Below are 428 nucleotides of genomic sequence, written 5' to 3'. Positions count from 1 at the left end.
CCTCTATCCGGTCAAAAACGCCCACCACCTCGTAAGCCCCTTCAATGACTCTGTCCACCACATTTCCCCGGTGTGGAACACGCAATTCTCCCAGAGACTGACCGCAGACCAGTCCATTGGTACAAATGGCACGAAAATATCCGGGTAACATCTGGTAGCTGGATGAACCGTCATGGGAGTTGAGCAGAATAATTTCAGGGACATGCTGACCGGTTATCTGTCCGGCCCGCCGCAGACGCAGCATGTGTTTTGTGTATTCCCGGCGGCTCTGGTCGCGCACGCGGGTCTGGCAGGCAAAGAACGGCTGAAAGCCTTCCTGCTGCAGATTTTCCAGGACGGTGATAGTGGGAATGTACGCATAGTGTTCACTGCGAGAGGTATGTCGGTTTTCCCCAAAAATACTCGGTACATGGCGCATCAGTTCTTCG

Annotated in this window: 1 protein-coding gene; it reads right to left on the bottom strand. The window is 53.7% G+C overall.

The genetic code is table 11. The annotated features are described in order from the left end of the window. The coding region (locus C1I99_RS32010; protein ID WP_199562483.1) for a DUF932 domain-containing protein at positions 1 to 428 on the bottom strand (428 nt) is incomplete at both ends.

The sequence above is a fragment of the Micromonospora deserti genome (assembly GCF_003236335.1).
GTDB classification, from domain to species: Bacteria; Actinomycetota; Actinomycetes; order Mycobacteriales; family Micromonosporaceae; genus Micromonospora; species Micromonospora deserti.
This window is presented reverse-complemented; position numbering and strand designations above follow the sequence as displayed.